The sequence below is a fragment of the Pandoraea sp. PE-S2R-1 genome (assembly GCF_002179865.1).
Classification (GTDB): domain Bacteria; phylum Pseudomonadota; class Gammaproteobacteria; order Burkholderiales; family Burkholderiaceae; genus Pandoraea.
The window spans coordinates 1-495 of record NZ_NGUR01000062.1; the positions used below are offsets into that span (position 1 = coordinate 1).

Below are 495 nucleotides of genomic sequence, written 5' to 3' on the forward strand. Positions count from 1 at the left end.
GTGCCGGCCGGAACCTCGCGCAAGAAACGTCGCAACAGCACCGCACCGGCAATCGCCGCCAGCGTGAAACTGACGGCGATCAGCACGAGCGTATTCGCCACCGTCAGGTGCCCCGTCACCACCAGCGGAATGACTGCGACACAGAAAATCGCGGGCCAGAGCCACGAGTAGATCATCTGGCTGTAACCGACCCGCTGCAATCCGGCGAGGGCACCCGCGATCGCGGCCCCCACGTTCTGCGGGACGAAAGAGAGTGCGCCCAGCATGAGCGGCACCGCAAGCTCAGGCTTCCTCAGCACATCGTTGGCAAACAGCGTCGCCCCTGCCGCCAGCAAGACCGAAACCGCCGCCGACGCGAAAAAGACGTGCATCAGCGCACGTCGAATCGTCGGACGAACGGCGCCGGACTGCCCCGACGCAACGTCCATCGCCAGTTGACGCGTCAGTGCCTGATCGATGCCCAATCGCCCAAAGCCCGCGAGCGCCACCATCGTG

Annotated in this window: 1 pseudogene; it reads right to left on the reverse strand. The window is 65.3% G+C overall.

Features of this window, described 5'->3' with window-relative positions:
- A pseudogene (locus CDV44_RS27040) lies at positions 1–495 on the reverse strand (hypothetical protein); the annotation flags it as partial.